The 24,680-nt window shown below is 62.2% G+C and carries 26 protein-coding genes; 14 read left to right on the forward strand and 12 right to left on the reverse strand.

Translation table 11 applies throughout. The annotated features are described in order from the left end of the window. Positions 1 to 287: 287 nt before the first annotated feature. Positions 288 to 2,540 (forward strand): DNA topoisomerase IV subunit A, encoded by a 2,253-nt coding sequence (gene parC / locus NKI58_RS09070; protein WP_352786381.1) that lies wholly within the window; start codon positions 288 to 290, stop codon positions 2,538 to 2,540. Positions 2,541 to 2,788: 248 nt separating this feature from the next. After that, positions 2,789 to 4,009, forward strand: a complete 1,221-nt coding sequence (locus NKI58_RS09075; RefSeq protein WP_352571482.1) for an AI-2E family transporter — start codon at positions 2,789 to 2,791, stop codon at positions 4,007 to 4,009. On the opposite strand, the gene NKI58_RS09080 is transcribed toward NKI58_RS09075, so the two are convergent. From NKI58_RS09080 to NKI58_RS09090, 3 genes are all read right to left on the reverse strand, one after another. Beyond that, positions 3,997 to 4,893 carry a DMT family transporter gene (locus NKI58_RS09080; protein ID WP_023674463.1) on the reverse strand — a complete coding sequence of 299 codons (897 nt, stop codon included), beginning with the start codon at positions 4,891 to 4,893 and terminating at the stop codon, positions 3,997 to 3,999. The two genes, NKI58_RS09075 and NKI58_RS09080, sit on opposite strands and share 13 nt — an antisense overlap. Before the next feature lie 121 nt (positions 4,894 to 5,014). Beyond that, positions 5,015 to 5,779 (reverse strand): arginyltransferase, encoded by a 765-nt coding sequence (locus tag NKI58_RS09085; RefSeq protein WP_352456566.1) that lies wholly within the window; start codon positions 5,777 to 5,779, stop codon positions 5,015 to 5,017. A gap of 138 nt (positions 5,780 to 5,917) precedes the next feature. Beyond that, entirely contained in the window at positions 5,918 to 6,388 is a 471-nt protein-coding gene (locus NKI58_RS09090; RefSeq protein WP_352786384.1) for an RDD family protein, read from the reverse strand. A 211-nt stretch (positions 6,389 to 6,599) separates the two neighbouring features. Between NKI58_RS09090 and sthA the strand changes: the two genes are divergently transcribed. The 4 genes from sthA (at position 6,600) to NKI58_RS09110 (ending at position 9,794) form a co-directional block, all read left to right on the forward strand. Beyond that, the gene (gene sthA, locus NKI58_RS09095) at positions 6,600 to 7,988 is read left to right on the forward strand and encodes a Si-specific NAD(P)(+) transhydrogenase (RefSeq protein WP_352796298.1); all 1,389 of its coding nucleotides are present in this window, start codon (positions 6,600 to 6,602) and stop codon (positions 7,986 to 7,988) included. A 199-nt stretch (positions 7,989 to 8,187) separates the two neighbouring features. Next, entirely contained in the window at positions 8,188 to 8,571 is a 384-nt protein-coding gene (locus NKI58_RS09100; RefSeq protein WP_352786386.1) for an MFS transporter, read from the forward strand. Positions 8,572 to 8,618: 47 nt separating this feature from the next. After that, positions 8,619 to 9,344, forward strand: a complete 726-nt coding sequence (locus NKI58_RS09105; RefSeq protein WP_352783432.1) for an MFS transporter — start codon at positions 8,619 to 8,621, stop codon at positions 9,342 to 9,344. Between the two features lie 72 nt (positions 9,345 to 9,416). Beyond that, positions 9,417 to 9,794: a VOC family protein gene (locus NKI58_RS09110; protein ID WP_352621051.1), complete on the forward strand. Its 378-nt coding sequence runs from the start codon at positions 9,417 to 9,419 to the stop codon at positions 9,792 to 9,794. A gap of 46 nt (positions 9,795 to 9,840) precedes the next feature. Here the strand turns inward: NKI58_RS09110 and NKI58_RS09115 are convergent, their stop codons facing one another. Beyond that, the gene (locus tag NKI58_RS09115; protein ID WP_352786389.1) at positions 9,841 to 10,497 is read right to left on the reverse strand and encodes an alpha/beta hydrolase; all 657 of its coding nucleotides are present in this window, start codon (positions 10,495 to 10,497) and stop codon (positions 9,841 to 9,843) included. Between the two features lie 215 nt (positions 10,498 to 10,712). Here NKI58_RS09115 and NKI58_RS09120 point away from each other — a divergent pair, with 215 nt between their 5' ends. Then, positions 10,713 to 11,888: an OpgC family protein gene (locus tag NKI58_RS09120; RefSeq protein ID WP_352786391.1), complete on the forward strand. Its 1,176-nt coding sequence runs from the start codon at positions 10,713 to 10,715 to the stop codon at positions 11,886 to 11,888. Between the two features lie 22 nt (positions 11,889 to 11,910). Here NKI58_RS09120 and NKI58_RS09125 read toward each other — a convergent pair whose 3' ends face one another. Beyond that, positions 11,911 to 12,990: a LacI family DNA-binding transcriptional regulator gene (locus NKI58_RS09125; protein WP_352786393.1), complete on the reverse strand. Its 1,080-nt coding sequence runs from the start codon at positions 12,988 to 12,990 to the stop codon at positions 11,911 to 11,913. Between the two features lie 371 nt (positions 12,991 to 13,361). Here NKI58_RS09125 and NKI58_RS09130 point away from each other — a divergent pair, with 371 nt between their 5' ends. After that, a complete protein-coding gene (locus NKI58_RS09130) occupies positions 13,362 to 13,505 on the forward strand; it encodes a hypothetical protein (RefSeq protein ID WP_352786394.1) in 144 nt (47 codons plus the stop codon). A 69-nt stretch (positions 13,506 to 13,574) separates the two neighbouring features. Here the strand turns inward: NKI58_RS09130 and NKI58_RS09135 are convergent, their stop codons facing one another. After that, complete coding sequence (locus NKI58_RS09135) at positions 13,575 to 13,946, reverse strand: DUF423 domain-containing protein (protein WP_352786396.1); 372 nt, start codon at positions 13,944 to 13,946, stop codon at positions 13,575 to 13,577. A gap of 53 nt (positions 13,947 to 13,999) precedes the next feature. Further along, positions 14,000 to 15,259: a multidrug efflux MFS transporter gene (locus NKI58_RS09140; RefSeq protein ID WP_023674475.1), complete on the reverse strand. Its 1,260-nt coding sequence runs from the start codon at positions 15,257 to 15,259 to the stop codon at positions 14,000 to 14,002. Positions 15,260 to 15,456: 197 nt separating this feature from the next. On the opposite strand from NKI58_RS09140, the gene NKI58_RS09145 reads away from it, so the two are divergent. After that, positions 15,457 to 16,119: a GntR family transcriptional regulator gene (locus NKI58_RS09145; RefSeq protein ID WP_352571474.1), complete on the forward strand. Its 663-nt coding sequence runs from the start codon at positions 15,457 to 15,459 to the stop codon at positions 16,117 to 16,119. Positions 16,120 to 16,215: 96 nt separating this feature from the next. After that, the gene (locus tag NKI58_RS09150) at positions 16,216 to 16,473 is read left to right on the forward strand and encodes a DUF982 domain-containing protein (protein ID WP_023674477.1); all 258 of its coding nucleotides are present in this window, start codon (positions 16,216 to 16,218) and stop codon (positions 16,471 to 16,473) included. A gap of 51 nt (positions 16,474 to 16,524) precedes the next feature. Here the strand turns inward: NKI58_RS09150 and NKI58_RS09155 are convergent, their stop codons facing one another. Both NKI58_RS09155 and NKI58_RS09160 read right to left on the reverse strand, forming a co-directional pair. Continuing rightward, the gene (locus NKI58_RS09155; protein ID WP_352449291.1) at positions 16,525 to 16,683 is read right to left on the reverse strand and encodes a hypothetical protein; all 159 of its coding nucleotides are present in this window, start codon (positions 16,681 to 16,683) and stop codon (positions 16,525 to 16,527) included. 113 nt (positions 16,684 to 16,796) lie between these two features. Next, positions 16,797 to 17,840 carry an aldo/keto reductase gene (locus NKI58_RS09160; protein WP_352449292.1) on the reverse strand — a complete coding sequence of 348 codons (1,044 nt, stop codon included), beginning with the start codon at positions 17,838 to 17,840 and terminating at the stop codon, positions 16,797 to 16,799. A 280-nt stretch (positions 17,841 to 18,120) separates the two neighbouring features. Between NKI58_RS09160 and ppk2 the strand changes: the two genes are divergently transcribed. Then, a complete protein-coding gene (gene ppk2, locus NKI58_RS09165; protein ID WP_352575879.1) occupies positions 18,121 to 19,041 on the forward strand; it encodes a polyphosphate kinase 2 in 921 nt (306 codons plus the stop codon). Between the two features lie 49 nt (positions 19,042 to 19,090). On the opposite strand, the gene NKI58_RS09170 is transcribed toward ppk2, so the two are convergent. The 3 genes from NKI58_RS09170 to NKI58_RS09180 all read right to left on the reverse strand — a co-directional run bounded on the left by NKI58_RS09170 (position 19,091) and on the right by NKI58_RS09180 (position 22,082). Continuing rightward, positions 19,091 to 19,738, reverse strand: a complete 648-nt coding sequence (locus tag NKI58_RS09170) for a dihydrofolate reductase family protein (protein WP_352571472.1) — start codon at positions 19,736 to 19,738, stop codon at positions 19,091 to 19,093. 400 nt (positions 19,739 to 20,138) lie between these two features. Further along, positions 20,139 to 21,170 carry a porphobilinogen synthase gene (gene hemB, locus NKI58_RS09175; protein ID WP_352571471.1) on the reverse strand — a complete coding sequence of 344 codons (1,032 nt, stop codon included), beginning with the start codon at positions 21,168 to 21,170 and terminating at the stop codon, positions 20,139 to 20,141. Positions 21,171 to 21,257: 87 nt separating this feature from the next. Beyond that, entirely contained in the window at positions 21,258 to 22,082 is an 825-nt protein-coding gene (locus NKI58_RS09180) for a DUF8605 domain-containing protein (RefSeq protein ID WP_023674483.1), read from the reverse strand. A 145-nt stretch (positions 22,083 to 22,227) separates the two neighbouring features. Between NKI58_RS09180 and NKI58_RS09185 the strand changes: the two genes are divergently transcribed. The 3 genes from NKI58_RS09185 (at position 22,228) to ldtR (ending at position 24,408) form a co-directional block, all read left to right on the forward strand. Continuing rightward, on the forward strand, positions 22,228 to 23,271 hold the full coding sequence (locus tag NKI58_RS09185; protein WP_352786400.1) for an enoyl-CoA hydratase/isomerase family protein: 1,044 nt from the start codon (positions 22,228 to 22,230) through the stop codon (positions 23,269 to 23,271). Then, positions 23,268 to 23,690 carry a DUF6163 family protein gene (locus tag NKI58_RS09190; RefSeq protein WP_023674485.1) on the forward strand — a complete coding sequence of 141 codons (423 nt, stop codon included), beginning with the start codon at positions 23,268 to 23,270 and terminating at the stop codon, positions 23,688 to 23,690. Before NKI58_RS09185 ends, NKI58_RS09190 begins: the two co-directional genes overlap by 4 nt. A gap of 202 nt (positions 23,691 to 23,892) precedes the next feature. Continuing rightward, complete coding sequence (gene ldtR / locus NKI58_RS09195) at positions 23,893 to 24,408, forward strand: transcriptional regulator LdtR (protein ID WP_023674486.1); 516 nt, start codon at positions 23,893 to 23,895, stop codon at positions 24,406 to 24,408. Positions 24,409 to 24,680 lie beyond the last annotated feature (272 nt).

The following is a 24,680-nucleotide window of genomic DNA, read 5'->3' on the forward strand; positions in this document are numbered from 1 at the left end:
CGGGCCTCGGCACAATGGTCGAAAATCGCGGCCAAAGGCAAACCCGATCCATCAGCCTTGCGATAGAAGCAGGATGTAACGGGTTGATGTTGGCCGGCGTCGTGACGCTTCCAATTCCTGTTGCATAATGGATGTCGCGCAAAAGTGTGCAGCGGGTTTTGCGATAACGGCATGTATCAAAACAAGGACCTAAAGCGTCGCATGGGGCCGGTCGAATGCGACTCGCTTTAGGAGGATGCATACCGGTGCCTCTTGCCGCGAATCACCCGCTCGGCTAGTGCCAGCCCATGGGAAAAAGGCTTTTGCCGCCCGAGAGTGGCGGCGGCGACAATATCGAGCCGGTCGATCTGAAGAAGGCGCTGGAAGAGCGCTATCTCGCCTACGCGCTGTCGACCATCATGCACCGGGCACTGCCGGACGTGCGCGACGGGCTGAAGCCGGTGCATCGTCGCATCATGCATGCCATGCGTCTGTTGCGGCTCAACCCCGACCAGGGCTTTGCCAAATGCGCCCGCATCGTCGGCGAGGTGATGGGCAAATTCCATCCGCATGGTGACCAGTCGATCTACGACGCGTTGGTGCGGTTGGCGCAGGATTTTTCGATGCGCTACCCGCTGGTCGACGGGCAGGGCAATTTCGGCAATATCGACGGCGATAACGCCGCCGCCATGCGCTACACCGAAGCGCGCATGACCGAAGTGTCGACGCTGCTGCTGGAAGGCATCACCGAGGACGCCGTCGATTTCCGCCCGACCTACAACGAGGAAGACGAGGAGCCGGCCGTGCTGCCCGGCGCCTTCCCTAACCTGCTCGCCAACGGCTCGTCCGGCATCGCCGTCGGCATGGCGACCTCGATCCCGCCGCACAATGCGGCCGAGCTCTGCGACGCCGCGCTTCACCTGATTGATCGTCCGGATGCGCCCGTCACCAAGCTGATGGATTTCGTGCAAGGTCCGGATTTCCCGACCGGCGGCATCATCGTCGACAGCCGAGCCTCGATCCTCGAAGCCTACGAAACGGGTCGCGGCGGCTTTCGTGTCAGGGCGAAATGGAGCCAGGAGGACCAGGGCAGGGGCACCTGGAACATAGTCGTCACCGAAATCCCTTACGGCGTCCAGAAGGCCAGGCTGATCGAAAAGATCGCCGAGCTCTTGATGGCACGCAGGCTGCCGCTGCTCGAGGATATCCGCGACGAGAGCGCCGAGGACATCCGCGTCGTGCTGGTGCCGAAAAGCCGCTCGGTCGATCCCGGCATCATGATGGAATCGCTGTTCAAGCTGACCGAGCTCGAAAGCCGCTTTCCGCTCAACATGAACGTGTTGTCGCGCGGCAAGGTGCCGAACGTGCTGTCGCTGAAAGGTGTGCTCAAGGAATGGCTGGAGCACCGCCGCGACGTCCTGATCCGCCGCTCCAAGCACCGCCTCGGCGAGATCGAAAGGCGGCTGGAGATCCTCGCCGGCTATTTGATCGCCTACCTCAATATCGACGAGGTGATCAGGATCATCCGCGAGGAGGACGAGCCCAAGCAGGTGATGATGGCCCGCTGGTCACTCACCGACACCCAGGCTGAAGCCATCCTCAACATGCGGCTGAGGGCGCTGCGCAAGCTCGAGGAATTCGAAATTCGCGAGGAATTCAATGGCCTGACCGGCGAGAAGAAGCAGATCGAGGCACTGCTTGCGTCCGACGCCAAGCAGTGGGCGACGATCAAGTGGGAAGTCGCCAGCATCCGTGAGAAATTCGGACCGGAGACCGAGATCGGCAAGCGCCGGACCGAGTTCGCCGATGCGCCCGAACATGACCTGACCGATATCGCCCATGCCATGATCGAGCGCGAGCCGGTCACTGTCGTCGTTTCGGAAAAGGGCTGGCTGAGGGCCATGAAAGGTCATCTGACCGATTATTCGACCCTGACTTTCAAGGAAGGCGACAGCCTCAAGCTCGCCTTCCATGCCCAGACGACCGACAAGGTGTTGGTCTTCACCACCGGCGGCAAGTTCTACACGATCGGCGCCGACCGGCTGCCGGGTGGGCGTGGCCATGGCGAGCCGATCCGCATCATCGTCGACATGGACAACGACCAGGATATCGTCACCGCCTTCGTCCATGATCCCAAGCGCAAGCTGCTGCTGGTGTCGCATGACGGCAACGGTTTCATCGTGCCGGAAGAAGAAGTCGTCGCCAACACCCGCAAGGGCAAGCAGGTGATGAACGTCAAGGCGCCCGACGAAGCCCAGCGCTGCATAAGCGTCGCCGGCGACCATCTCGCCGTTGTCGGCGAGAATCGCAAGATGCTGGTATTCCCGCTGGCCGAGATCCCGGAGATGGGGCGCGGCAAGGGCGTGCGCCTGCAGAAATACAAAGATGGCGGCGTCCTCGACCTCAAGACCTTCACGCTCGCAAGCGGCCTGTCCTGGCAGGATTCGGCAGACCGCACCTTCACCAAATCGCGTGACGAGCTTGCCGAATGGATTGGCGCCCGCGCCTCGGCCGGCCGCATGGTGCCGAAGGGTTTCCCGAGGACTGGCAAGTTCGGGTGAAGCGGTAATCTCCCCCTTGAGGGGGAGATGGCCGGCAGGCCAGAGGGGGTCCCCGCGCATGAAGCGCCAGCCTCCTTTGTTCGTGGTAAGGTCGCGTCAGGACGTCCCGACCCCCTCTGTCGCCTTCGGCGACATCTCCCCCTCAAGGGGGGAGATTAGCAGCTCCACCCAAACATTTGGAATGTCGTCACGATTGCTGCACTATATCAGGGCATAAGCGATACGATGGGCCAGGGAGAGGTAGCCGCTTGAAGGAAGTCAGGATCCAGAAGCCGGAGCGGCAGCAGCGTCTGTTTGGCCTGTCGATGCCGCTCAGGGCCGCTGTCATTCCGCCGCTGTCGGCGGCGCGCTGGCTGCTGGTGCTGATCGTTGCCGCCGGCGTTTATTTCTTCCACGGCTTCCTGTTTCCGGTCCTTGCCGCCCTGGTGATCGCCTTCGCCAGCTGGCCGCTCTATCGGCGGCTGCTCGCCGGCGTCGGCGGCAACCGCACCATCGCTGCGACGCTTGCGATCTTGTTCATCCTGACCTTCCTGGTTGTGCCGATCGCGCTTGCCGGCACCTACGCCATCAATGAGGTGCGCGAGTGGGTCAACTGGGCGATCGAGACCAACCGCTACGGTGCGCCGACGCCGCACTGGATCGCCACCATGCCCGTGGTGGGCGAATGGCTCAATGAACAATGGACGGTCAACGTTGGCCACCCCGGCGGTATCGGCGAACTGATCCAGCTGATCAGTGGCGCCAATATCGGCAGCATCTATCGCGGCGTGCTTGCCGCCGGCGGCAGCGCCTTCGGCCTTTTGCTGACGCTGCTATTCATGATGATCGCGCTGTTCTTCGCCTATCGCGATGGCGAGCATTTCGCCGGACAGGTCGATCGCCTCGGCGAACGCATCCTGCCGGCCAGATGGGAACGGATCTCACGCGTGGTGCCTGCGACAATCTCCTCGACGGTGACCGGCATGACCGTTATCGCCATCGGCGAAGGGCTGGTACTGGGTATCGCTTACTGGTTGGCCGGCGTGCCGTCGCCGGTGACGCTCGGCGCGCTGACCGGCATCATGGCGCTGATCCCCGGCGGCGCACCGCTGTCCTTCACACTGGTCTCGATCTATCTCGCGGCCAGCGGCTCGCCGATGGCCGGGCTGGCACTGTTCATCTGGGGCGCGGTCGAACTCTTCATCGTCGACAAGACATTGCGCCCGAAGCTGGTCGGCGGGCCGATAAAGCTGCCCTTCCTGCCAACCTTTTTCGGCCTGATTGGCGGCGTCAAGACAATGGGCTTTCTCGGCCTGTTCATCGGCCCGGTGCTGATGGCCCTGCTGGTCGCAATCTGGCGCGAATGGCTGCGCGAAGTGGAACTGACCGATGAGCTCGCTGCCGCCGAACCGGCGGAGCACGATGACGCACCGCCGCAGATCGAAATTGTCGCCGGACGCGCCGCCGCGAAAAAGAATCAGGCCGGGTGACTGACGGCGAACGTGGCGCGGCGCTTGCGCCCCTCGTGCAACTGCCAGAGCGAATGGCCGATCAAGGTCATGATGAGGATCGCGCCGCCGATCAGGCTGTTGCGCGACGGTGTTTCGGCGAAGATCATCCACACCCAGACCGGCGCCAGCACGGTTTCAAGCAGGTAGAACATCGCCACCTCCGGCCCGGAGATGTATTTCGGGCCGTTGGCAAGGCAGAAGAACGAGATCGGCATGATGACGGCACCGTTGAAGACGATCCACCATGGCGCGTTGACGTGAAAACCCACCTTGGAAACCATCAGGGTGGCGACGGCCAGCGGCAGGACCACTCCGATCAGCGCCGTGAAACCCATATCCTTGCCGCTGGCGCGCGAGATGGTGATGGCCGCGGCGATCATGAAAGCCGAGCATAGCGCCATCAGGTCGCCGAAGAGATGTCCGGTTCCAACGGAATCGCCGACAATGATCGTCACGCCGACGATCATCAGTGCCAGCGCTGCAAGCGTCAGGGGCCGTGGCCTCTCCTTCAGGAACAGCCATGACAAAAGGGCCGCGAACATGGTTGTGAACGCCAGGATGAAAACGAGGTTGGCTGTCGAGGTATTGTAGACACCGGTGATGAAGGCGATCGAGCCGAGCCCGTAGAGGCCGGCAACGATGAGCCCTGACCAGCCCGGCACAAGCTGCGGTGCCTTTGCGCTCAGCGAGCGCCAGGCGGCCCAGATGATAAGCGTGGCGACGAAGGTCGTGCCGGTGCGCAACAGCAGGATCGTCCACGCCTCGCCGTCGGCGAGCCGGATCAGCGGAATGTCGACGGTCAGCGTCAGCCCGCCGATGGCGGTGATCAGAAGGCCTCTCTGGTGGTCGTTGTGGGAAGACATGCGGCAATTCTCGCGTAGGCTTGGAGGCGCAAAATTGACCGCCCGGTTTTCCAGCCGATCGGCCGGAAGCCCAGCGGCATCCTCCTCGAAACAATTTAAGAGTGAATACCGAAAGCGAAGATCAGCGCGAAACCGCTTCGTGATTGTAGCGTTCCCAGCCTTTCGGGCCGAGATGCTCCTGCGGCTGGAAGCGCATCTTATAATTCATCTTGCGCGAGCCGTTGACCCAGTAACCCAGGTAGACATGGGGCAGGCCCATCGCCCTGGCGCGGGCGATGTGGTCGAGGATCATGAAGGTGCCGAGCGAACGGTCCTCGAAGTCCGGGTTGAAGTAGGAATAGACCATCGACAGGCCATCGGCCATCTTGTCTGTGAGCGCCACGGCGATAAGCTCGCCCTGGCCCTTGCCGGTGATGAAGCTGTCAGGTCCGCGGCGACGGTATTCGATGACCTTGGTGTCGACATGGGTATCCTCGACCATCATGGCGTAGTCGAGCACGGTCATGTCTGACATGCCGCCACGGCGGTGGCGGGCGTCGAGATAGCTGCGGAACAGCGAATACTGTTCGGTGGAGGGTTCGGCGTCGTGCATGGCGCCGACCAGATCCGAATTATGCTGTATGACCCGTTTCAAGTTGCGGCTGGCGGTGAATTCCTGCGCCAGGATGCGCACCGACACACAGGCGCGGCAGGTCTCGCAGGCCGGCCTGTAGGCGATGTTCTGCGACCGCCTGAAACCGCCCTGCGTCAAGAGATCGTTCATCTCGGGGGCCTTGTCGCCGACCAGGTGTGTGAACACCTTGCGCTCGAACTGGCCCTCGAGATAGGGACATGGCGAGGGCGCGGTCAGAAAGAACTGCGGCGACTGGGTCGGGTGCTGCGTCATCGAGCCTTGGAAACACTCCTGCGAATCGCTCTACCTTTGGCGCGGACGCCGAAAAATTCAACAGGATTGTGAAAGCCTGGTTGATTGGACGTCTTCACATTTGTGCGCAAAGGCTGCGGCCGCGCTTCAAAAGTCTGCTCAGCGGCCGCTGCGGCTGACGACGGTGCCGAGCAGCAGGTCGTGCAGCGTGCGCTTGCGGTCGGAAAACAGGCTCACCAGCAGGACCAGCGGCGAAAGGATGACATTGCCGGCCCAAAACAGCACCGAATGCACGACGGCGGTCAGCCCGTCGATGCGGCTGCCGTCGAGCCGGTCGAGCCGGATGCCCATCATCTTCATGCCGGTGGTGGCCTGGTCTTTACTGCCGAGCGTGTTCCAGATGTAGAGGATGGCGACGGCCGGCACGAGTATGGAAAACAGCATCCAGCCGAGGCCGAGCGTCAACAGCCCGAACAGGAACACCAGGATCGCGAATGGAATGGTGAGCAGCGCGACGATGAAATAATCAATGACGAAGGCGAGAATGCGCCGCGTGCGCACGCCTTCATAGGCGCGGACGTCTTCGAGCCTGCTGGTGATGATATCGCCGTCGAGAACGCGAGCGTTCATGTCATTTCCTCGTAATCGAACCCGGGTTAATGCACGGGCCGCGTGTTGATGAAATGGTGAAGGTTCGCGGCGGAATCAAGATCGAGCCTTTGGCCGCCGTGTAGATGGTGACGGAGTGCCTGGGGCCGTCTGACTTGTTGAATTCATGGCGCGGATAGCGTTAGTTTGCTGCGGCGCAACAAAGCGCGCCGAGCCGAGGGGACGGGGCGACATGGACTACGACATGCTGGTCATCGGCAGCGGCCCATCCGGGCGCCGCGCCGCGGTGCAGTCGGCCAAGCTCGGCAAGTCGGTGCTGGTGGTCGACAGAGGCCGGCGTCTCGGCGGCGTTTCGGTGCATACCGGGACCATACCGTCGAAGACGTTGCGCGAGACGGTGCTCAACCTCTCAGGCTGGCGTGAGCGCGGCTTTTATGGACGCGGCTACCGCGTCAAGCAGGACATTTCGGTCGGCGATCTGGTCGAGCGCTTGCACAAGACGCTCGACCATGAGGTCGAGGTGCTGCAGCACCAGTTCATGCGCAACACGGTCAAGAGTGCGCGCGCCGCGGTAAAATTCCTTGGCCCCAACAAGGTCAGCCTGACCACCGACACCGGCGACTACAGCGAGGCTGGCTTCTCCCATGCGCTGATCGCGGTCGGCACCCGGCCGCACCGGCCGCACGACGTGCCGTTCGACAAAACACGGATTTTCGACAGTGATGAGATGCTGGAGCTCGATCGCCTGCCGCGCACGCTGACGGTGATCGGCGCCGGTGTTATCGGTGTCGAGTATGCGACGATCTTTTCGGCGCTCGACGTGCCGGTGACGCTGGTCGAGCCGCGCAATACGATGTTGGATTTCGTCGACCGCGAGATCGTCGACGACTTCATCCATCAGATGCGCGACCGCGGCATGACCATCCGCTTGGGCAGTGCCTTCAAGGAGATCGCCTCGAAACCCGATTACGCCGAGGTGACGCTGGCCGACGGCCGCACCATACGTTCCGAGATCGTGCTCTATGCCGCAGGGCGTACCGGCAATGTCGGCAGCCTAGGGTTGGAAGCGGTCGGCATCGAGGCCGATTCCAGAGGCCGCATCAGGGTCGATCCGCAGACGTTCCAGACCAGCGCGCCCAACATCTATGCCGCCGGCGATGTCATCGGCTTTCCGAGCTTGGCATCGACCTCGATGGAGCAGGGCAGGGTGGCCGCCTGCCATGCCTTCGGCGTGCCCTTGCCGCCGCCGCCCGAAACCTTTCCCTACGGCATCTACGCCGTGCCGGAAATCTCCACGGTCGGGCAATCCGAGGAGCAGGTGCGTGAGAGTGGTGCCGCCTACGAGGTCGGCGTGGCGCGGTTCCGCGAGACATCGCGCGGCCACATCATGGGCGTCAACACCGGCTTCCTGAAGCTTCTGTTCTCGATCGAAACACGCCGTCTGCTCGGCGCCCATATTGTCGGCGAGGGCGCGACCGAACTCATCCACATTGGCCAGGCGGTCATCAATCTCGGCGGCACCGTCGACTTCTTCGTCAACAACACCTTCAACTATCCGACGCTGGCCGAAGCCTACAAGATCGCCGGGCTGGACGCCTGGAACCGCATGGGGCGGGCGTAGACCATGATCCCGAATCGAAGGACCGCGTGGGCACCGGTTTTGCTGCGCGGACCTTCGGGATGGGGCAGGACACTCAGCAGTGGCGCATTGCAACCGACATGGTAGCCGTTGCGTTTCAGCCAAACGGATTGCCGAACAGGGCAAAGCAATGACTGGGCCAGCGCCAAGGAAAACCTTCGCCTGGATTTCCCGAAACACGGTGCTTCTGGCGCTGGCGAGCCTGTTTGCCGACATTTCGACCGAGATGCTTTATCCGATCCTGCCGATCTTCCTAACCCAGACCCTGCACGCAAGCGGGAGCGTCGTCGGTCTGGTCGACGGAATCGCCCAGGCGACGCAGAACATCGTGCAAGGTTTTTCGGGCTGGCTCTCGGACAGGCTTCAGAAGCGGAAACCGATAGCCCTCATTGGCTATTTTCTGGCCTCTATCGCCAAACCGCTGATCGGCGTGGCCACAGTGTGGCCGATGGTCCTGGGCGCGCGGTTTGTGGATCGGCTCGCTGCAGGTTTCCGGTCCGCTCCGCGCGACGCGCTCCTTGCTTCGTCGGTGGCCGACGAGCACCGAGGCAAGCATTCGGCCTAGAAGGCATTGGCGACAATCTGGGAGCGTTTCTGGGGCCACTGCTCGCGGTGCTGCTTCTCATCGCGCTCAAAGTCGATATCCGCTGGATCTTCTATCTCGCGCTCATTCCCGGTCTCCTCGCCTTCCTCATGGTGGTGTTGGTGCACGAGCAGCCACTGGCCGTAGCCGCAAAGGCCAAGATCGACGTCAATCTGCGGCAGTTTCCCAAAGCCTATTGGATCTATCTCTTGGTGACAGCTCTCTTCGGCATCGGCAATTCGAGCAATGCATTTCTGATTCTGCAAACACAGGATATCGGTGCCTCTTTGGAGGCAACCATTCTTATCTACGCAGGCTTCAATCTCGTTGCGGCGCTGATTTCCTACCCGGCCGGCTTTCTATCGGACCGCTTCGGCCGCAAGGGCGTGTTACTGTCGTCCTTCGTCATCTTCCTGATCGCCTATCTCGGCTTCGTCTTGACCCGGAACATCTATCTGATCGGGCTGCTTTTTGCCTTCTACGGGTTCTATCAAGGCATCTTCCGCTCAGTCGGCAAGGCATTCGCCTCGGACTTCGTGCCGCAAGAGCTGCGTGCCAGCGGCATCGGCTGGTACAGCACCACGGTCGGCCTGCTGGAACTCGCGGCAAGCGTTGTCGCCGGACAGCTCTGGGATCGTGTAAGCCATGAGGCGGTGTTCATCTACGGCGCTGTCTTCGCCGTGGTCGGCAGTGCTGGTCTGCTTGCCCTGATTCCCTGGCGAACCGACGGTCATAGCGTGTCGGCGGCGTCGTAGTGCTGCCGGGGCGTTGCCGATGATGAGCAGCCTTTAATAAAACGTTCTACTCAAACTGAAAGGTCCCCGGTCATGACGCCCGTCAGTGTTCGCTATATTGTCGACGATGTCGCCGCTTCCATCGATTTCTACGTGAAGCATCTGGGCTTTGCCATTGAACGGGATGCGCGGCCGGCTTTCTGCTCGGTCACGCGCGGCGATCTGCGGCTTCTGCTGAGCGGGCCGGAGAGCTCGGGTGCACGGGCGATGCCGGATGGCCGCCGGCCGGTGCCGGGAGGGTGGAACCGCATCCTGCTGGTGGTGCCGGATCTGAAGCAAGAGGTTGCGCGCCTGAAGGGCGCCGGGCTCGCCTTCCGCAACGATATCATCAACGGCGTCGGCGGCTCGCAGACCCTGCTCGAAGACCCGTCCGGCAATGTGATCGAGCTATTCCAGCCCGCCGCACACTGACATTCGATGGTCGGGCCCGCGTTGTGCGTGCGCTCAATCCGCTCGTTCAGCGGTTGCCTGACCCCGCCAGCCACTGCCTGACGATTTCAGCATCCGCGTCGCCGATTTCATGGCCGGAGGCAATGGTGTGGGTCTCGACCTTGGCGCCATGCGAGCTCAGTAGAGCGGCCAACACCGGCGCGAATGGCGCGTAGGTCAGGTCGGCGGCGCCGGCGACGATCAGAGCCCGCGCCTTCGACATGTCGGCCGGCGGCACCTCGTCGAGCACCGGCATCGGACGCAGCAATGCAGCGCGCTGGATGAGGCCCGGATGCAGCAGCATGACGCTTGAAACCAGATTGGCGCCGTTCGAATACCCGAGAAAGGTCGCGCGGCGGAGATCGGGGCTGTGGCGCTTCGCGACGCCGGCGACGAAGCCTGCAAACGCATCTGCCTCCGCGCGGATACTTGCCTGCTCGAATCGCGTCGGGGTGATTCGCGTGAACCAGCGGAAACCGTCCTCCTGAGGGATGCGGCCACGGACCGTAACCAGCGCCGCATGCGGCGCGATTTGCCGACCAAGCGGCAGCAAGGTCGTCTCGTCGACACCCGATCCATGCAACAGGAACAGCCAGTCACCGGGTAAATTGGCGGATCGATGGAGCCGGTAGAAAAAGCCTGAATTCTCCTGCAAAATACCGTCTTCGAGGCTTTGCTCGGCCATAGTCACATCCTTTTGATTCCGCGTTACTTTCGTTAATTTGCCGGCTTCAAAACGGAATATTTTCAAGCTCCGCGAAAGTTGATTGAACCGGGCGCATTTCAGTCCGTTTCTTTGCCGATATAATCCCCGCGGGGGGATCGAAGCAGTGTGCGCCGGGTGGTCGCCCGAGGGATCGCATGCCGGGCATGAACAACCAGCTTTAAGGCCTTTTATCGATGACCATGCCAGTTTCGCCGGAACGCGATACGCGTATTGATGTGTTCCGGGCTCTCGCCCTCCTGACCATATTCGTCGACCACGTGCCTGGCACCGTTTTCGAAACCCTGACCTACAAGAATTTCGGGTTTTCGGATGCGGCCGAGGCCTTCGTGCTGATCTCCGGCATGTCCGTCGCTCTCGCCTACGGCACTAAGTTCCAGCCGGGAAACCGGCTGATTGCAACACTGAAAATGTGGCGCCGCGCCGGTGTGCTCTATGTCACCCACATCGTCACGACGATGGTGGTGATGGCTATCTTCTGCGCGGCGGCGGTGTTTGCGAAACGGCCGGATCTTCTGACGCTGATCAACATCGAGCCGCTCGTCAGGAACCCGCCACAAGTCCTGGTCGGCATCGTCACGCTCGGCCATCAGCTCGGTTACAACAACATACTGCCGGTCTATGCGGCGCTGCTGTTGATGGCGCCGGTCTTCCTGCTGTTCATCAGCTACCGGCCACTGGCGGCGCTCGCAGTATCCGCAGCCCTTTGGCTGATTGCCGGAATCTACCAGATCGCGCCGCCGAACTACCCGGAGCCCGGCTTCTGGTTCCTCAATCCGCTGTCATGGCAATTGCTGTTCAATATCGGCATGGCCAGCGTGTTGCATGTGCGGCGCGGCCGCACCATCCCTGTCAATCGCTGGCTGGTCGGCGCGGCCGCCGCCTATGTGCTGACGGCACTCGTCTGGGTGCACAGCCCGCTGTGGGGGCATGTGTCGTGGCTCGACCTGCCGGTGGTGCTGACCGGTTTCGACAAGACGTTCCTGTCGTTGCCGCGGCTGCTGCACATCCTGGCGATGAGCTATCTGGTCGTCGCCTTGCCTTTCGTCTCGAACCTGTTCCGCACCGGCCGCGACAATCCGCTCGCCATATTGGGCAAACGCTCGCTGCCGGTTTTCATTGCCGGCACGGTGATTGCCATGGCGGCGCAGGTGATGAAGCTGGTCAACCCGGGCGGCTTTGCCTATGACAGTCTGCTGCTCGCCGCCGGCATCGCCATGCAGTTCGCGCTCGCCTTCTATCTGGAATGGCTGTCCGCTATCGGCTGGTCCGGCAAGGGCAAGCCGGTCCGCAACGAGGCGTCACCGGTCCGTCCATCCTTTGGCATCGGTCCGATGGCGGCCAATCGATAAGATTTGGAGCCGATCTGCCCAGTCAACCTGTGCCTGGCGGCGGCCCGGACGACGCCCTGACGACAAGTTCGACATCGAGCGTTTCTCGCCGCACCGTGCCGTCGAAGTCGAGGATTCTTCGCGCTGCCCGGCGGCCGATCTCGGCGATCGGCTGGGCGATGGTGGTGAGCGGAGGCTCGCAAATTGCGGCTTCAGGCACGCCGTCGAAGCCGACGACGGAAACATCGCGAGGAACCGCGATGCCCCGCGCGCTGAGCCATTCCAATGCTTCCATCGCGACCCGGTCCGACATCGCCAGGATGGCGGTCGGCGGTTCTGCCGAGGCGAAGAGGGTTTCGAGGCCGGCCTTTGTGCTGGCCTCATCGTTTTCAGTCTCGTAGACCGGCACCTTGGCGGTATCGACGCCGAACCGGGAAAGCTCTTCGAGATAGCCGAGGAGGCGGTCACGGGTTCCTGTATAGACTGCGGTCCGGACCTGCTCGGGCGAGACAAGTCCGGTGCTGTCGTCGGCGAAGGCCAGCGACAGCACGGCGAAGCGGCGATGTCCAAGTTCCGCCAGATGGCGCGCCGCGAGCCGGCCGCCGGCAACATTGTCGACGCCGATCGCGGAGACCGTGGCGTCCTGCGAGCCGAGCTCGAGCGCGACGAAGGGGAGCTTGCGTTCGCGCGTCAGTTCGACGAGGCGCGGACCGCCCTCGATGCAGAACAGGATGAAGCCGTCGACCAGGGCGCTCTGGATATTCCAGGCAAGTTTTTCCTCGTTGCCGGCCGACACGAGGGCTATTCCCGCGCCGGTGGCGTCGCATGCCTCCGAGATGCCGGCCATCATCACGCGCGCAAAGGGGTCGTCGAAGAAATAGGACAGCGGCTCGGTTGTGGCGACGCCGATCGCATTGACCTTGCCGGCGCGCAGCAGGCGGCCCTTTGGATCGGGGCCGGCGTAGCCCAGCGCGTCGGCCGCCGCCTTGACCCGCTCGCGGACTTCCTCGCGTACGATTTCGGGACGGCTGAAGACATTGGAGGCAGTGCCGTGTGATACGCCCGCGGCTTTGGCGATGTCCGCCAGCCGGATGGGCCTCCTGCCTTCGGTGAGTGATGCCATTTGTTTGTCTCCGGGACTCCGGTCCAACAGTATCGCCGACTACCTAACACCTTCGTTGGATCGATTCAAATTTTTGCTTGACATTTGTGGTGCGATGCGTATTCTTTGAATCGATCCAAGAGCGTTTTTCGTCCCCAGATTGGATCGATACAAGAGGAGAGCGCCATGCACCCCGTCAATTATCTGTTCGAGGACATTTACCGGAACGACTGGAGCATCCGTTCGAGCGCGGAGGCCCGGAAGCGGCGAAACAGGACCGGTCCGTGGATTCGCGACCTGGGTTTCCTCGTAGGACGCAAGCGGAGCTGATCGGTGGCCTATTTTTGTGCCCGCTGATTGGATCGATTCAAAAAACTAGAGGAGATTAAACCATGCACCCGATCAAGCGTCTGTTCGAAGACATCTATCGCAATTATTGGGGCATCTCGCCGGCCACCGAACGGCCGGAGCGGCGGCGTGTAGTCAAGACGACCAACAGCGATGGCCAAGTCCGGCCCGAACGTCCGCGAGACTGAGCTGGCAAGACAGAGCTCGTGGATCGAGGGCGGCTGGCGAAGGAGCAGCGGCCGCCACTGGTTGCCGCATCAATGGCGGCGCGGCCGCACCAGCGCAGAAGCGGCCATCACCAGCCAGCCGCCGATGAGCAGCGTGCCGCCGATCGGCGCCGACATCGGGAACAGCCGCGAGCCAAGGAAGTCGCGGGCCAAAAGATCTCCCGAGAATAGCAGAAGCCCGACGAGAAGGATGAGGCTTCCGGTTCGCAGAATGCTATTGCCACCGAGCAGCCCGACGGTAAGGAAGACCGGCGCATGCAAGAGCAGGAAGGATGCGGCCGTACCGACGAAAGCGCCGCCGAGATGTGCCGCCGCCGCCGAAAGCGCCACGCCGGTTGCGCCGCATAGGCCGCCGGCAAGAACCAGAATGCGGCCGCCTGCCGCGTGTTCATCCGTGCTCATTTCCACGCCTCCGTGATTCCTGGCGACCGCCTGAGATAGTGCCGCGAACCGTGTCAGGATTTGCCGGCTTCCGCCAGCATGTCGCGTTCGCGGCGCGACTGGACCAGCCAGTTATAGGCCGCTCCGCCCGCCATCAGAATGGATGTGCCGAGAAACACCGAGCGCATACCGAAATGGCCGCCGGCGAAGCCGCCGAGCAACGGTCCGGCGACCTGCCCGACATATTGCGCCGAGATCGACAAGCCCAGCACGTTGCCGCCGACCCCGTCGGGCACATTGTGGCGGATGACGCTGGTGATGCAGGGCAAAAGACCGCCAAGCGCCAGGCCCATCAGGAAACGCAGGCCGACGAGCTGCCAGCCCTGGGTAACGAAGGCCTGCGGGATCAGCAGCAGCGCCGAGACGGCGAGTGCGGCAACGATGACGTTCCAGTGGCCGATACGGTCGGCGAGCTTGCCGAGCCGCGACGCCGACAGGATGGCGCCTAGCGCTGCCGCGGACATGACGATGCCGGAGACCAGCGTGACCTGGCTCTGATCTTCGATGAGCTGCTGGACATAGACGGTGATGATCGGCTCGATCGACATGGTGGCGAAACTCAACAGCATGCCGGTCGCCAGCATGGCGACGACGGGGCGCTTGTCGGGAATCTGCGACCAGCCGTCTTTCACTTTTTCTTCTGACGCGGCCTTGGCGGCAACCGGGCGAGGGGCCTCCTTGATCAGCAAGGTGGTTGCCAGAAAAGCCAGGAAAATGACGCCGCCGGCGAGCAGGAATGTGGCGCGGATGCCAATCAGCGGCGGCAGCGCGCCGCCAAGCAGCGGACCGACCAGGGCACCGGCCGTGATTCCGGCCGACAGCACGCCCAGCGCCCAGCCGGAGCGATCCTTCGGCGTCTGCATGGCAACCAGGATGGTCGAGCCCGAAGAATAGCCGCCGGCAAAGCCGATCAGCAGGCGCAAGAGCACCAATTGCCAGACGGTCTGCACCATGCCGGTCAGCGACATACACAGCGCCATGCCGAAACTGGCTCGCACCAGCATCAGTTTGCGGCCGTAGCGGTCGCCTAGCCGCCCCCACAGGGGCGCGACCAGCGCGGCAGCAAGGAAGGTGGCGCCGTAGGCGATGCCCGACCACTGCACGATCGCCGCATGGCCCTCGGCGCCCAGCTGCTCGACGTAAAGCGGCAGGAAGGGCAACAGCAGCGTCATCGCTACAAGCGTGCTGAACGAGCCGGCAAAACACACGGCGAGATTGCGGCGCCAGTGGACGTTGTGCGTGCCTTGCATGGCGAGGGCGGCGTCTTGCGGCATGTCATGTCCTGTCCGGCCAGCTTGCATGAAACTTGCTACGGATACCAATTTGGGATACCAAACTGGTATCTGTCATGAACGCAAGCCCCGTCGCTGTCAATGCGGGCCTCTCAAACATGATCGACAAAGGCCGGCGTGATCGGCCAACGCCGGCCAGTGACCCGATTGCCGGAACAAATGACCTGAACGGAACGCCAATGTCGCAGATGCAGAACGTCGAAAAGCAGCTTCGCGAGATGATCCTCGGGCTCGAGATCGGTCCCGGCGAGCGGCTGACGGAGCGCTGGGTCGAAAGCCGCTTCGGTGCATCGCGCACGCCGGTCAGGGCGGCATTGCTGCGGCTCGAGACTGAAGGCCTGATCTGCCGCGACGGCCGCGGCTGGACGGTCTCGCCCATCAATCTTGCTGAACTCGAGCAGATCGCCGTCTATCGCGAGGCGGTCGAGGTCGCGGCACTCAGACTAACTTGCACCTTGCAGGACAGAAGTGCCGTCGAAATCATCGAGGCGATGCTCGATTCTTGCGACGACAAGACGCCGCGCGAGGAATGGCATCGCGTCGGCAGGGATTTTCATATCGAGTTGGCGCGTCTATCCGGCAACGAGTTCCTGTTCAGAGCGGTTCGCGACGTGATGACACGCCTGTCGCGCGCCCGCTGGCTCGAGGTTCGCGACGAGGCAGCGCTCGGCCGTGCCTGGGCCGAACACCATGCCATTCTGTCGGCGGTGCGGGCCGGCGATGCCGATAGCGCCGCCCGCCTGCTTTCGGCCCATATCATCGGCAGCCGCGACCGGCTGGTGACCTCGCTGCGCAACGACCGGCGCGGCCTGCGCGCCCGGGGATTTGCCGTCGTCGCTTGAGTGAGGATCGGCTGCCATTGATCACGAAAAGAGCAGATGAGCGAAGAATGCTACTTTCGGTCTCGCTTCGCAAATGCCGATGGCGTAAGAGCAGCGATGGAAAACAACCGATTTGACACACCCGTGACCGTCAAGGGCGCGGCGGGAAGCAATCAGCTCTTGCGTACGGCCCGCGAGGCTTCCGACTACCTCCTCAACAATTGGCCCGGCAAGCGCAGCCCCAAGCACCGCGAAGCGTTGCAAGCCTGTCATGATGCGCTGGCCGGCGACAAGCCGGCCATGAACGCAAGACGGGCCTTTATTGCCGCCGCGCGTGAAGTGAACGTCTTCGTCAGCGACAAGGCGCCCGCCTGAGGCATAGCGGGATTTGACCGAGGCCCGGACCGCCTGACAGGCCGGGCGTCATCACTCGGTCGTTTCGGTTTTGGTTTGGGACTCGCTCTCGCCCTCGGGCTTCGATCGCTCCTTGGCTGCGACCTTGGCAGCCTGCTTTTCCGCCTTCTTGGCAGCCTTCTGCCGGTCGCGTTCCTTGCGTTCCTGACCGTAGTTCGGTGCTCGTGCCATATCGTTTCCTTTCATTGTGCTTGGCCTTTGCCTAGGAGCATTGGACCGCAAACACAACACCGCAAGGCACGATCGGGCTCCATATCTCGGCGCAGTCCGGAGAGCCCGGCTTTTCAGGCGCCGTCGCGGTCGAGGACGAGATCGGCCGGCCCGAACCGGTCCTTTGCCGTGAATTGCTGGTGCCAGTAGGGATAGAGCACGGGCGGCCTGCTGACCACGTCGAGCCGTGTGCGCTCCTCATCGGCAAGCACAAGGCTTGCAGCGGCGATATTGTCTTTGAAATGCGCTTCGGTTCGTCCGCCGATCACCAGCGAACTGACAGCGGGCCGGCCGAGTAGCCAGGCAAGCGCCACTTGCGCTGCCGACACACCGTGGTTCTTGCCGATATCGATCAGCACGTCGACGATCCGCCACAGCCGGTCCTCGTCGCGGATCGGCGGTTCCGACCAGCCGCTGAGCTGGCGGGCGGTCGGCTGGTCACGGTGGTATTTGCCGGACAGCAACCCGCCGGCAAGCGGGCTCCAGACCAGCACGCCGAGCCCTTGGTCGACCGAGATCGGCAACAATTCGTACTCGGCCTCGCGCGCTTCCAGCGTGTAATGGATCTGCTGGGTGACGAAGCGTGGCTGGTGATGACGGTCGCTGATCCCCAGCCCCTTCATAACTTGCCAGCCGGAATAATTGGAGCAGCCGACATAACGGACCTTACCCTGCGCGACCAGCGTGTCGAGCGCGGCGATGGTTTCCTCAAGCGGTGTCAGGCCATCCCACTCGTGCAGGAAATAGATGTCGATGACATCGGTCCTGAGGCGCTTCAGGCTCCTCTCGCATTCGCGGATCAGATGGTAGCGCGACAGGCCTTCATCATTGGGGCCTTTGCCGATCCGCATGCGCGCCTTGGAGGCGATCAACACGTCGCCCTTGCGCTTGCCGCCGAGCGCCTCGCCGATGATCTCTTCCGACACCCCGTTCGAATAGACGTTGGCGGTGTCGATGACATTGACGCCGGCATCGATGCAAAGGTCGATCATCCGACGCGCCTCGTCGAGGTCGGTCTTGCCAACCGCCGAAAACGCGCCGCCGCCGCCGAATGTCATGGTGCCCATGGTCAGGGTCGAAACCTTCAGCCCGGAACGGCCGAGAGTGCGGTATTCCATGTCGTATCCTCACGATTTATCGGGAAAGGGCGTTGCAAACGACAGCCCCTCAGTGAACCGGGCATTTGTAGGATAATTCGTTCCGCTTGTCGCCCGCCCCGCAGGGCAAGCTCGATCACATCTTGCGGATTGAACGCACAGCCGGCGCAGTAGTGGCTGCAATAAAACCGTCATTGCCGGCCTATACTAACATCGGTCCAGCGCTTCGATTTCCGGCCGCCGGGCCGGGCGGCAGAGCGCCTGACAGCGGCCGGCAAGGCCTGTAAGCGGAGCAGCGCAAATGACCGAGATAAAACAGAATTCCCCGGCCAGGGACTGGCTGGAAGCGGAACTCGCCGACACGCTCGACGAAGATTATGAGCTGGAAATCTCGGAGCCGGCGCTGTCGATGGAGATCGCCAAGATCTACAAGAATGCGCATCCGCCATCGATCGACCGCCTGCAGTATTTTCGCAATCTCATCACGCTGCAATCCGAATTGATCAAGCTACAATCCTGGGTCGCCTATCACAAGAAGAAGCTCGTCGTGGTCTTCGAGGGCCGCGACTCGGCGGGCAAGGGTGGTGTTATCAAGCGCATCACCCAGAGGCTTAATCCGCGCATCTGCCGCGTCGCAGCACTTCCGGCGCCGACCGAGCGCGAGAAGTCGCAATGGTATTTCCAGCGCTACGTTCCGCATCTGCCGGCCGGCGGCGAGATCGTGCTGTTCGACCGCTCCTGGTACAACCGCTCGGGCGTCGAGCGGGTAATGGGCTTTGCCCAGCCGGATCAGGTCGAGGAGTTCTTCCGCGACGTTCCGGATTTCGAACGCATGCTGGTCCGCTCAGGCATTACGCTTGTCAAATACTGGTTTTCGATCACTGACGAGGAGCAGCAGATGCGCTTTTTGATGCGCATCCATGACCCGATGAAGCAATGGAAACTGTCGCCGATGGACCTCCAGTCGCGCGTGCGCTGGGAGCAGTACACCAAGGCCAAGGAAGAAACGTTCGCCCGCACCAATATCCCGGAAGCCCCGTGGTTCATCGTCGAGGGCAACGACAAGAAGCGGGCACGGCTGAACTGCATCGACCATCTCCTCAAGCAGATGCCCTATGAGGAGGTGCCGCACGAAGAGATCACACTGCCGGAGCGCGTCTTCAATCCCGAATACGAGCGCCAGGTACTGCCGCGCGAACTGTATGTGCCGGAGAAGTACTGACTAAAGCGGCGAGGAAGGCGGCGCCTCCATGGCGGCGCCCTGCAACAAGCTAGGTGCGCTCGATGATGACATGCGTGGCCTTCGGCGTCGCGACCTGCTCGCTGCAGCGATAGCCGAGCTTGGGCATGTCGATGCCGGCAAAAAGGCTCTCGCCGGCGCCTAGCAGGACCGGTGAGATCGCCAGATGCATTTCGTCGATGAGCTTTTCCTTGAGATATTGCCGGATCGTAGAAACGCCACCGCCCAGCCGTACATCCTTGCCGTCAACCACTGCTTTCGCCTTCTCCAGCGCTGAGTGGATGCCGTCGGTCACGAAATAGAAGGTCGTGCCGCCCTCCATGACAATGGGATCACGTGGATGGTGCGTGAGCACGAAGACCGGCACATGGTAGGGCGGGTTGTCACCCCACCAGCCTTTCCAGCTGTCATCCGGCCATTCGCCGCGGATCGGCCCAAACATGTTGCGGCCCAGGATCCACGCGCCGATGTTTTTGAAGCTGCGCGCGGCGAACGCCTCGTCAGTGTCCGTGGTCCCGCCATCCTTGCCGAGGACCATCTTGCGGAAGGTGCGGGTGCCGAACATCCATTCGTGCAGGGCTTCCCCGCCAACACCCAGCGGGTTCTTCAGGTCTTGGTCGGGACCGGCGCCGAAGCCGTCGATCGACAAGGTGAAAGCGCTGACGCGAAGTTTGGACATGAGAGCCTCCTCGATAACCAATTGTGAGATGCAAGCAGTTATCGGGGTAGCTTAACTGATTGCATTTTGCAAGCGGTATTTTGAATCGCCGGCGGGGCAATCGCTTCCAAATCATGTTGGAATAACTAATCTCAATGTCGGCGCCGCCCGTCATCCGCCTGCCGGCAGCTTCTCCCTGTATAGTGACGGGGAGAAGGGGCTGGCCGCAACGTCGATATTTTTGCAACGCTGGAGATTGGTGAAATCTTTTACGAACGCGTCTTTCTCCCTGCCACTTTACGGCGAGAAATGCCCGGCAGGGCAACGAGGGGCAGCGTAAACTTGAAGCGATGTCCTGCGGCGTTCCATGTCGCGCTTTGGACGAACGAACACTACTCGATGTAGACGCTACAAAGGCGCATCACCCCTTGAGCATCGCCGCCACTTCGGGCGCAAAGTAGGTGAGAATCCCGTCGCAGCCGGCGCGCTTGAAGGCGAGCAGCGATTCCAGCATCGCCTTTTCGCCATCGATCCAGCCATTGGCGGCGGCGGCCTTGATCATCGAATATTCGCCCGAGACCTGATAGGCGAAGGTCGGCATCTGCAACTCGTCCTTGAGCCGCCGGATGATGTCGAGATAGGGCAGGCCGGGCTTGACCATCAGCATGTCGGCGCCCTCGGCGAGATCCTGCTCGGCCTCGCGCACCGCTTCGTCGGAATTGGCGTGGTCGATGTAATAGGTCTTCTTGTCGCCCTTGAGCAGGCCGGCGGTGCCGACCGCCTCACGATAGGGGCCGTAAAAGGCGGATGCGAACTTGGTCGCATAGGACATGATCGCCACATCCTGAAATCCATTGGCGTCGAGCGCATCGCGGATGGCACCGATCCGGCCGTCCATCATGTCCGAGGGGGCAATGATGTCGGCCCCCGCCGCCGCCTGGATGACTGCCGCCGCCGTCACCTGCTCCACCGTTTCATCATTGACGATAATGCCCTCGCGCAAGATGCCGTCATGGCCATGCGAGGTGAAAGGGTCAAGCGCGGCGTCGGTGATGATGCCGATCTCCGGCACCGCGTGCTTGATGGCGCGGGTGGCACGGTTGATGATGTTTTCCGGATCGAGGATATGCGAACCGGTCTGATCGCGCAGGCCGAGCTCGACATTGGGGAAAGTGGCGATCGCCGGAATGCCAAGTTTGGCCGCTCGCTCAGCCTCCTTGACGGCGAGGTCGAGCGACAGGCGGAACACGCCGGGCATGGCGGCAATCGGTTCGCGCACTTGTCTGCCGTCGACGACGAAGATCGGCCAGATCAGATCGTCGACCGACAGCCGGTTCTCCTGGACAAGGCGGCGCGACCAATCGGCCTTGCGCATGCGCCGCAGCCGCCGGCTGCCGGTGATCTCGTCGACGCTGCGCGCGCCGGCAGGCTTTGCAGGGGTGAATTTGTTCATCGCAAAAACTCCGGATCGGGCGGCTTTTACCACGAGCTTTCGCTGCTGACCAATGCGACACGATTGTGCCAGCGGTCCTGTCGGGCGCTATTCTGGTTGCCCATTGCCCGATAGGATCTGCGCAGCACCCCGCATGGCGACGCGGAATGCCTCGTCGAAGCTGACGCCGCGCACTTGCCAATTGTAGCTCTTGCCATTCAAGGCAAGCCGCCAGTCGGCTATCCAGCCCAGTTCCTTGTCGCTCCAGACGATACTGCCGGCGAGCGCCTGGTCGGCTCCGGCCTTCCTGGCAAGCTGGTCCAGCGTCGTGATATCGGCATGGCGCAGGGCCTGGTCGTTAAGCTTTGAGGCCGATAGCAGCGACGCTTCGGGAAACACAATCCGCATGACCAGCGGACCGGTGGCGTTGACGAACGATTCGCGCATCGCCGCCCCGCGCTCATCGTCGGCGGTCAGCACGAACTGCCTTGTGCCTTGCTCCGCCGCCAGGAAAATTACCAGGCGTGGCCGCTCGCCAAGCCATGGTTTGCTGCCGAGCGTGGCAAGCACCGGATCGATAACGTCAGGCCTGTACAGACAAGTGAGATCGTGCGGCCGGTCATGGGTGCCCTGTTCGTCATGGACCGGAATGCCTTCGAGACGGTCGCGATAGCGGAATTCGGCAACGAAGCTGCCGGCCTTGTCGCGCAGCGCCGCCATCTCAGTTCTCTTCGGCAGCCGCTGATCGCCGGACACACGAACCAGCACCGCATCGAGGCAGGCCTTGAAACCGATCTGCCTGTTGACCTCGCCCTGGCCGGTGACGATGGTCTGCGATTGATAGAGCTCGTCGACGGTTCCGGCCGATACGGGAGGAGCGTTCGCAGCGATCAGGCCGACCACCACAACAGCAAGGCGCGGCAACCAAGGCATGGTTCAACCTTCCGGTTCAAAGCGCCAGCATTAGCACTGGGTGACGCCGACGACCATGCAGCGGATTGGGCGCCGCCATTGACGCGGCCATGCGCCACGCTTTAGCACTTCACTCCCGGCGGGCGCGGGGAGGGATTCTCTGGCGATGGATTTTGGCGGAGGCGACGAGATTCGCTTCGAAAGATTGGGCAGGGCCGGCGTCGTCACGCTGACGCGGCCGCAGGCGCTCAATGCCGTAACCCACCGCATGGTCAAGGCGCTGGACAAGGCGCTGCGCAGTTGGGAGCGCAACGACGGCGTCGACGTTGTCGTCGTCAAGGCCGAGGGCAGGGCATTTTCGGCGGGCGGCGACATCCTCCACATCTACGAAGCCGGCCGCGCAGGAAGGCCTCCGGTCGATTTCTTCGCCGATGAATACCGGCTGAATGCCCGCATCGCCCGCTTCAAGAAACCCTATGTCGCGGTGATCGACGGCATCGTCATGGGCGGCGGCGTAGGTATCTCCTTCCATGGCTCGCAGCGAGTGCTGACCGAGAACGCCCAGTTTGCCATGCCCGAGGTCGGCATCGGCTTTTTCCCGGATGTCGGCGCCAGCCATCTGTTGCCGGATCTCGGCGGCAGCTTCGGCATGTATCTGGCGCTGACCGGCAACCGCATCCGCTATGGCGATGCTTTGTGGTCGGGCCTCGCCACCCATACGATCAAGGCGGAGGGCCAGGCCGGCTTCCTCGACCGTCTGGCGGAAAGCGGCGACCCGGAATCGGTGCTGCGCGGCTGCTTCGTCCCGGCCAGGCGCGAGACCGACAGGCCGACGCTGGAAGCCATCGCCCGGCATTTCGCGCAGCCGTCGCTGGCCGATATCGTCGCTAGCCTGGAGCGGGCAGCCGCTGCCGACGAGTTCGCGGCAAAGACGCTGGCCACCATCCGCACACGTTCACCGACCAGCTTGCATGTTGCATGGCGCCAGATCAGCGCCGGGCAGACGTTGTCGATGGACGAGTGCATGAAAATGGAGTTCCGTATCCTCAACCGCATGCTTGCCGGGCACGACTTCTATGAAGGTATCCGCGCCGCCATCATCGATAAAGGCTCGACGCCGCAATGGCGGCCGGCAGGCATCGATGACGTCAGCGCCGCCAACGTCGACGCCTATTTCGCACCGCTCGGCGAACGGGAACTGAAGCTGTGAGCGAGGTCGCCTCGAGACGCGTGGTGCTGCAGCCCTCGACGATCGAGGTCATCTTCGCCTGGTTCCAGCGCGTCATCGCCGGCTACTGTCTGCTGTTCGGCATCTTGTACTGGATCCGGCTGATCGGCTTTTACCCCGGCCCGTTGTGGCGCTTCGACCTGATGCCGGTGCACTGGCAGGTGGCGGCGGTGGTGCTGGCGGTGTTTTTTCCGTTCGCTGCCGCCGGCCTCTGGATGCTGGCGTCCTGGGGGCCGGTGATCTGGTTCATCTGCGCGGTGACCGAGTGCGTCATGTATGCCGGCTTCCCCGAGCTGTTCGGCCACCGGCCGCTGATCGTCGCCTCGCACCTTGCGGTGGCGCTGCTCTACATAGTGTTCCGCGTGGTGATCTGGATCCAGAAGCGGCAACCCCGGCGATAGCAATTCCGGCCAGGATCGTTGGCTAAATCTTTAGGTTAATTATCCTTGCTCGGGTGACCGTCCGTTAAGCCTCTTTCGAAACCCCTTACCGGTAAGCTCTTGTTAGCCTTGGCGTTTAAGTCGAATTTTATGAGTATTCGATAGTGTCGCGATCAAGGTGAAGAACAAAAAATCACCGGGCGACAAACGAGAGGCAAAGACAATGATCAATTCGCGTCCGGCGGCGAAGACCGCCAACGTATCCGATGACCGCCGCGAGGCGATCCGTTCGCTGTACATGGAATCGCTGCAGCTGGTCGAGCGGCTGCATCGCCGTCTGCTTGACGTGATCAAGGACGAATTCGACCGCAACGGTCGCTCCGACATCAACGCCATCCAGGCGCTGCTCCTGTTCAACATCGGCAATTCGGAGCTGACCGCCGGCGAACTGCGCTCGCGCGGCTATTATCTCGGCTCGAATGTCTCCTACAATCTGAAGAAGCTGGTCGATCTCGGCTTCATCAACCACCAGCGCTCGCGCATCGACCGCCGTTCGGTGCGGGTTTCGCTGACGCCGAAGGGCAATGAGGTGGCGGAAGTCGTCGCCGGCCTCTACGAGCGCCATGTCGGTTCGATCGAGCAGGTTGGCGGCATCAACACGGAAGAGTTCAAGCAGATGAACCGCGCCCTGCAGCGCCTGGATCGGTTCTGGAACGATACCATCGCCTACCGGATGTAATCGCATCCGCCGCATCAAGATCTGAAGCTGGACTACGGAAATGCTGCCGCGGAGTGGACCAAAGGCCGGTGCCGAAAAGCACCGGTCTTGCCGTTTCGTCAGGCCGGCCGATCCAAATTCGAGCAACAGCCACGTTGCCGCCATATTCCAATGGAACCGAAGATGCGGGTGATGCTGGGGCCAAAGCCGTGCATTTGTCCTGTGCTCAAGTCACTTCCCATGTGGTTTTACACCGAAGTGATGCGGGCCATGGTTGGCTAATTGTTAAGAAG

This window comes from Mesorhizobium sp. M0522, assembly GCF_040321085.1.
Lineage (GTDB): Bacteria > Pseudomonadota > Alphaproteobacteria > Rhizobiales > Rhizobiaceae > Mesorhizobium.